Source organism: Streptomyces sp. NPDC034086, assembly GCF_055575515.1.
Genome location: NZ_JBVISM010000013.1, coordinates 205,949 through 212,980 on the forward strand (window position 1 = coordinate 205,949; position 7,032 = coordinate 212,980).

Below are 7,032 nucleotides of genomic sequence, written 5' to 3' on the forward strand. Positions count from 1 at the left end.
ACCCTAGCCCACCGGGCGGCCCTCCCGCCGCATCCCGTCTTTTCCGGCACATGAACCTTGCATTCCGCTCTGCTGCGGCTCCACGGCCTTCGAACGACACCGTCTCACCAGGTGGGCGTCCGGCCGGACACCGCGGACGACGCCGTAATGTGTACGAGGTGACCGTGAACGCTGAAAACCACGCCCTCGCCGCCAAGGCGACCTGGCGAGACCTTCCCGCGGCGCAGCAGCCTTCGTACCCCGATGCCGAGGCCCTGCGCGCTGTCGTCGCGGACCTCGAGTCGTATCCTCCGCTCGTCTTCGCGGGTGAGTGCGACCAGCTGCGCGCCCGTCTGGGAGCCGTCGCCAAGGGCGAGGCGTTCCTGCTCCAGGGCGGCGACTGTGCCGAGGCCTTCGACGCCGTCTCCGCCGACCACATCCGCGCCAAGCTGAAGACCCTGCTCCAGATGAGTGCCGTCCTGACGTACGCGGCCTCCGTGCCCGTCGTGAAGGTCGGCCGCATCGCGGGCCAGTACTCCAAGCCGCGCTCCAAGGACACCGAGACCCGCGACGGCGTCACCCTGCCGACGTACCGCGGCGACTCGGTCAACGGCTTCGCCTTCACCGAAGAGGCCCGCGTCCCGGACCCGGAGCGGCTCAAGCGCATGTACCACGCGTCGGCGTCGACGCTGAACCTGGTGCGCGCCTTCACCACGGGCGGTTACGCCGACCTGCGCCAGGTGCACGCCTGGAACCAGGACTTCGTGAAGTCCTCCCCCTCCGGGCAGCGCTACGAGCAGCTCGCGCGGGAGATCGACAACGCCCTGAACTTCATGAAGGCCTGCGGCACCGACCCGGCCGAGTTCAAGGCGGTGGAGTTCTACTCCTCGCACGAGGCGCTGCTGCTCGACTACGAGGGCGCGCTGACCCGCACGGACTCGCGTACGGGCAAGCTGTACGACACCTCCGGCCACATGGTGTGGATCGGTGAGCGCACTCGCCAGCTGGACCACGCGCACATCGAGTTCTGCTCGCAGATCGCCAACCCGGTCGGCATCAAGCTCGGCCCGACCACCTCGGTCGACGAGGCGCTGACGTACATCGACCGCCTGGACCCGGAGCGCGAGCCGGGCCGGCTGACCTTCGTCGTCCGCATGGGCGCCGACAAGGTCCGCGACAAGCTCCCCGAGCTGGTCGAGAAGGTCACCGCGTCCGGTGCGACCGTCGCCTGGGTCACCGACCCGATGCACGGCAACACCTTCGAGGCGGCCTCCGGGCACAAGACGCGCCGTTTCGACGACGTGCTGGACGAGGTCAAGGGCTTCTTCGAGGTCCACAAGGCGCTGGGCACCCACCCGGGCGGCATCCACGTCGAGCTCACCGGTGACGACGTCACCGAGTGCGTGGGCGGCGGCGACGAGATCTTCGTCGACGACCTGCACCAGCGCTACGAGACGGCCTGCGACCCGCGGCTCAACCGCAGCCAGTCGCTGGACCTGGCCTTCCTGGTCGCCGAGATGTACCGCGACCAGTAGAGCGGCCGGCCACGCGATCAGTACGTGGCTTCCTCCGAGGATGGGGCGCGGATCCATGTGATCCGCGCCCCATCCCCGTACCCGGGTCTTTTAGGTCACCCTAACTTTGGGTACGGTTAGGTAAGCCTCACCGAATCGGGGATGGCCTGCCGAACCGTTCCGCACCAGGGAGGTGAACCGCGTGTACGTCTGCTCTTGTTTCGGGATCACCGACAAGCAGGTCAAGGAACACGCGGCCGCCGGGGCCTGCACCCCCCGCCAGATCGCCTCGGCCACCAAGGCCGGCACCGACTGCGGCTCCTGCGTGCGCACCATCCAGGGCATCCTCGGCCGCGGGGCCTGCCCCCGCCGGGAGCTGCTGGAGAAGGGCGACGCCACGGCCGTCCTGACCGCCGGCCCCGGGCCGGCGCCCGCGCCGGAACTGGCCGAAGCCGCCTGAGGCCAGCGGTCCGTCCCGGGGGAGCTAGCTCGGCTGCTCGATGAGCTGGGCGATGTAGAGCGCCTCGCCGAGGGACTCGATGAGTTCCAGCTGGGTGTCGAGGTAGTCGATGTGGTGCTCCTCGTCCTCCAGGATCTCCTCGAAGAGGCGGGCGGACGTGATGTCGCCCTTCCCGCGCATGACCTCGATGCCGCGCTTGAGGCGGTCGATCGCCTCGACCTCGACCTGCCGGTCCGCCTGGAACATCTCCGTGATCGTCTGTCCGACGCGCACGTGGAAGAGGCGCTGGTAGTTCGGCAGACCGTCGAGCATCAGGATGCGCTCGGTGATCTTGTCCGCGTGCTTCATCTCATCGATGGACTCTTCACGCGTGTACTTGGCGAGCTTCGTCCATCCCTTGTTGTCCTGGATGCGGTAGTGCAGCCAGTACTGGTTGATGGCCGTGAGCTCGCCGGTCAGCTGCTCGTTGAGGAATTCGAGGACCTCGGGGTCGCCCTGCATCGCAGAGGCTCCTTCCAAGCAATGTCAGCTAGTGACTGGGCAGTGCGCGCATCCTTGCACTGCCGTCCTGAGGCGTCCAGTAAGTGCCTCCTTAGTGGGAGTTGCCTGGACTTGCCTGAATCGAGTCGTACCTGGTCGTGACCACACCGCCACGTCTGTCACCATGGAGGCATGGGTCAGCCGGAAAGCCGGGAATCTCCGGGAGTAGAGCAGCTCGAGCTGCCTCCGGGACAGCGGTTGCAGCGGGGTTGGCCCGTCACCCACTACGGTCCCGTGCCCAAGTTCAAGCCGGACCGCTGGGAGTTCCGCGTCTTCGGCGCGACCGCCGACGGTGAGAAGCACTGCTGGAAGCACGAGGAGTTCGCGGCCCTGCCGTTCGAATCGGTCGTGGCCGACCTGCACTGCGTCACCAAGTTCAGCATGCCGGGCGCCGAATGGGGCGGCGTGCTGGCGCGCACCGTACTGGACCTGGCGCCGCCGGCCCCGCAGGTCACGCACGTGATGGTGTGGGCCGAGTACGGCTTCAGCTCCAACATGAGACTGGCCGACTTCGCCTCCGACCGGACCGTCTTCGCCACCCACATGGGCGGTGAACTGCTGACGGCCGAGCACGGTTTCCCGCTGCGGCTCGTGGTTCCGCACCTGTACGCCTGGAAGGGCCCCAAGTGGGTCCGTGGCGTGGAGTACATGACCGCCGACCGCCGGGGTTTCTGGGAGGAGCGCGGGTACCACAACATCGGCGACCCCTGGCGCGAGCAGCGCTACTCGTACCAGGAGGAACCGGGCGACGGTCCGGAGCTGTAGCCGCAGCCGAAGCTGTGGGCGTGGCCGTGGCCGTGGGCGTAGCCGTAGCGGTGGCCGGGCGGGTCAGTGGTGGTACCGGTGGACCACCGCGTGGCCCTTGCCGCGGCCGATCATCCACTTGTTGACCGGGGTGGTCAGGACGAAGGCGATGGCGAGCGAGAGCGCCAGCACCGTCCAGAAGAGCGGGTCCGAGAGGTGGGCGTCCATGGCGCCCGGCCACAGGGCGATCACCCCGTTGTCGGCCAGCTCCATGACGGCGATCGACAGGGTGTCCGCGGCGAGTGCCACCCGGACGGCCGTACGCAGGTCCACGCCGGCGGCGAGGATGCCGCGCAGGGTGAGCGCGTAGCCGAAGAAGAAGGCGAGGACGATCGCCAGGACCATGGTCGGGACGTTCCCCCAGCTCAGCGCGGTACCGATGACCATGCCGAGCACCTCGCCGATGGCGCATCCGGTCAGGCAGTGCAGGGTGGCCCGGGCCGCCATGCCCCAGCCGGCCCCACCGCCGTGGGCGTGGTGCTCGTGGTGCTCGTGGTGTCCCTCGTGCCGGCTCTTGCCCTGGCTTCCGTGCCGGGTTTCGTGCTGGTGGTCGTGGTCCTCGTGGTGCGCGTGCTCCATGACAACCCCCTGGAGGCTTGAGGAAAACGCCGGTGGCGGTTCCGTCGATACGACAGAACCGTATACCCCCCAGGGGTATTCCTCAACAGATCTTCAGCGTGTCAGCGCAGGTCGCGAAGCTCCTTCAGCAGCGCCACGTCGGCCGCGTGCCCCTCCTTGCCGCCCGGCGTCTCGATGATCAGCGGTACGCCGTCCGTCTCCGGGTGCGAGAACAGCTCGGCGAAGGCGTCCCGGCCGATGTGGCCCTGGCCGATGTTGGCGTGCCGGTCCTTGTGGGCGCCGACGCCCTCCTTGGAGTCGTTGGCGTGGATCAGCTTCAGCCGGCCCGCGCCCACCGTCTCCACCAGCAGGTCCAGCGTCTGCTTGGTACCGCCGGTCTCCGCCAGGTCGTGCCCGGCCGCGAAGACGTGGCAGGTGTCCAGGCAGATGCCGAGCTTCGGGTGGTGGTCGAGGGCGTCGAAGTAGGGGCCGAAGTCCCAGGTGCGCGAGCACAGGGAGGAGCCCTGCCCGGCCGTGGACTCCAGCAGCAGGAAGGGGTCGTCCTCGTGCGTCAGCTCGTCCAGCAGCGGCAGCATGTGCTCCCTGACCTGCGCGTACGCGGCCTCGCGCGGCCGGCCCCCGGTCGCCGAACCGGTGTGCACGACCACCCCGAGCGCGCCGATCTCCCGGGCCCGGCGCAGCGAGTGCCGCAGCGAATCCACCGACTTCTCGACGGTCGCCGCGGTGTGGGAGCCGAAGTTGATCAGGTACGGGGCGTGCACGTACGCCGGGACCGACTCCTCGGCGCACCGGGCGCGGAACAGCTCGTCCTGCGCCGGGTTGCCGGTCGGGGTGGCCCAGCCGCGGGGATTGGCGACGAAGACCTGGACGGCCTCGGCGCCCATCTCCCGGGCGTAGGTGAGGCCGACCGAAGCCAGGCCTCCGGCGACGGGGACGTGCCCGCCCACGGGATTGCGCATCACGGGCGGCTCACAGCCCCTTGGTCTTGACGGTGATCGTGCTGCCCTCGGGGGCGCTCTGGCCGGCGGGCACCGACTGGGTGTCCACCGTGCTGCTGAAGGACAGGAAGGGGCGCTCCACCTTCACCTTGAAGCCCAGGGCCTCCAGGGTCTTGCGGGCGACGTCCACGTCCTGGCCGGTGACGCCCGGGACCTGCACCTGGCGGGGGCCCTTGGACAGGGTCAGGGTGACCGTGTCGCCCGCGGCGGCCTGGGTGCCGGCGGCGGCCGACTGGTTGGCCACCGTACCGGCGGGGGAGGGGGAGTTGACCTGTTCGGCGGCCGTCTCCACCTTCAGGCCGAGTGCCTCCAGCGCGGCCCTGGCCTGGTCGACGGACTTGCCGGTGACGCTCGGGACCGGCACGGGGCGGCCCTTGCTGACCAGCAGCGCGACCGCGGTGTCGGGGGCCCGCTTCTGGCCTCCCGCCGGGTCGGTGCTGATCACCGAGCCCTGGGCGACGTCCTGGCTGAAGGCCTGGGTGACGATCCCGGGGGCCAGCCCCGCCTTCGTCAGCTCCTCCTTGGCCGCTTCCAGCGGCCTGCCCTTGAGGTCGGGCACGCTCACCACCTCGGGGCCCCGCGAGACGACGATGACGACCGCGTCGTTGCCGCGGATCTGCTTGCCGCCCCCGGGGCTGGTCTCCATGACCGTGCCCCGGTCGAAGGCCTCGCTGAACTTCCGGTCGACCTTCTTCACGCCCAGGCCGGCCGCGGACAGCTCCGCGCGGGCCTGCGCCTCCGTCTTCCCGAGCAGGTTCGGGACCTTGGTGAACTGGCCGGAGTTGATGTACCAGACGCCGCCGCCGAGGCCGAGGGCGAGCAGGATCCCGGCGATGACGAGGACGATCCCGCGCCGCGGCGCCCGCCGGGGCGGGGCGGCCGGAGCCCGCTCCGGGGCCTGCGGCCGCTCCAGGCGGGAGGTGTGGAGCACCGGCCGGTCCTGCCCCACCGGCCGCGGGATCACGCTCGTGCGGTCCTCGGCGGCGGACCGCTCCTGCGCCCGCGCCTGCGGCGGTACGGCGTCCAGCTCGGCCTCGCTGAGCCCGGCCCGGGCCTCCCGGGCCAGGCCGAGCAGGGCCGCGGCGTCGTACGGGCGAAGCTCCGGGCTGCGGGCGGCGGCGTGCGCGACCAGCTCGTCGAGCGCGGCGGGCAGACCGGGGACGGCGGCGGACGGGGGCGGGACGTCCTCGTTGAGGTGCTGGTAGAGGACCTGGGCGGCGGTGCCGCCGGTGTGCGGCTTGGAGCCGGTGAGCATCTCGTACAGGACGACACCGCACGCGTAGACGTCGACCCGGGTGTCGGTGACCCCGTCCTCGATCTGCTCGGGCGCCAGGTAGGAGACGGTGCCGAGGATCGAGCCGGTGGTGTTGGTGGCCGAGTCCACGGACCGGACCAGGCCGAAGTCGGCGACCTTGACGCTGCCGTCGTCGCCGATCAGGACGTTCTCGGGCTTCATGTCCCGGTGGACGAACCCGGCCCGGTGGGCGGTGCCGAGGGCGGCGAGCACCGGTTCCAGGACGTCGAGCGCGGCCCGCGGCTGGAGCGCGCCGCGCTCGCGCAGGACGTCGCGCAGGGTGCAGCCGGAGACGTACTCCATGGCCAGGTAGGTGTACGGCCCGTCCGTGCCCTGGTCGAAGACGGCCACCACGTTGGGGTGGGCGAGGCGCGCCACGGACTTCGCCTCGCGGATGAAACGGTCGACGAAGACGGCGTCGGCGGCGAGGTCCGGGTGCATGATCTTCAGCGCGAGGACCCGGTCGAGGCGGGTGTCGACGGCCCGGTAGACCGTTGCCATGCCGCCGGCCGCGATGCGGGCGTCTACGCGGTAGCGGCCGTCGAGCACGCGCCCGACGAGGGGGTCATCCAGGGTCGTATCCACCCGGCGATTCTACGAGCCGGCGGGTTTGAGCCGTCCCGGGTGCCCCCGCTTGCAGCGCAGCCGTGACATGAGCAGGGCGGGACGGGCTGCGGACCGGGCCCGGCCGGGGGCGGGGGCGGGGGTTCGGGGGCGGGGGCGGGGTTTCGGGGGCGGGGTCTTGGCGGGGCGGCATCAGGGCTGGTTCGGGGGTTTCCCGTCAGTCCCATCGTCCTTCCGTGTCGGGCCGGCCCGTCAAGGGCGCTCCTTCGTCGCGTCACTGCGTGATCGCCTCCGGCGACC

General features: G+C 70.6%; 7 protein-coding genes. 3 read left to right on the forward strand and 4 right to left on the reverse strand.

The window, feature by feature from the left end; genetic code table 11:
* Nucleotides 1–149 precede the first annotated feature (149 nt).
* A complete protein-coding gene (locus tag ACZ514_RS26025) occupies nucleotides 150–1,514 on the forward strand; it encodes a class II 3-deoxy-7-phosphoheptulonate synthase (RefSeq protein ID WP_468166842.1) in 1,365 nt (454 codons plus the stop codon).
* Between the two features lie 172 nt (nucleotides 1,515–1,686).
* Nucleotides 1,687–1,953, forward strand: coding sequence for a (2Fe-2S)-binding protein (locus ACZ514_RS26030; protein ID WP_469125796.1), 267 nt, complete (start codon nucleotides 1,687–1,689; stop codon nucleotides 1,951–1,953).
* 24 nt (nucleotides 1,954–1,977) lie between these two features.
* Here the strand turns inward: ACZ514_RS26030 and bfr are convergent, their stop codons facing one another.
* Nucleotides 1,978–2,454, reverse strand: coding sequence for a bacterioferritin (gene bfr, locus ACZ514_RS26035; RefSeq protein WP_030037303.1), 477 nt, complete (start codon nucleotides 2,452–2,454; stop codon nucleotides 1,978–1,980).
* A 171-nt stretch (nucleotides 2,455–2,625) separates the two neighbouring features.
* Between bfr and ACZ514_RS26040 the strand changes: the two genes are divergently transcribed.
* Nucleotides 2,626–3,258, forward strand: coding sequence for a sulfite oxidase-like oxidoreductase (locus tag ACZ514_RS26040; protein ID WP_469125797.1), 633 nt, complete (start codon nucleotides 2,626–2,628; stop codon nucleotides 3,256–3,258).
* 63 nt (nucleotides 3,259–3,321) lie between these two features.
* Here the strand turns inward: ACZ514_RS26040 and ACZ514_RS26045 are convergent, their stop codons facing one another.
* The 3 genes from ACZ514_RS26045 to pknB form a co-directional block, all read right to left on the reverse strand.
* Nucleotides 3,322–3,876, reverse strand: coding sequence for a DUF4396 domain-containing protein (locus ACZ514_RS26045; RefSeq protein WP_469125798.1), 555 nt, complete (start codon nucleotides 3,874–3,876; stop codon nucleotides 3,322–3,324).
* 101 nt (nucleotides 3,877–3,977) lie between these two features.
* Nucleotides 3,978–4,835 carry a deoxyribonuclease IV gene (locus ACZ514_RS26050; RefSeq protein ID WP_468697855.1) on the reverse strand — a complete coding sequence of 286 codons (858 nt, stop codon included), beginning with the start codon at nucleotides 4,833–4,835 and terminating at the stop codon, nucleotides 3,978–3,980.
* Between the two features lie 10 nt (nucleotides 4,836–4,845).
* Nucleotides 4,846–6,753, reverse strand: a complete 1,908-nt coding sequence (pknB, locus tag ACZ514_RS26055) for a Stk1 family PASTA domain-containing Ser/Thr kinase (protein ID WP_469125799.1) — start codon at nucleotides 6,751–6,753, stop codon at nucleotides 4,846–4,848.
* Nucleotides 6,754–7,032: the final 279 nt, after the last annotated feature.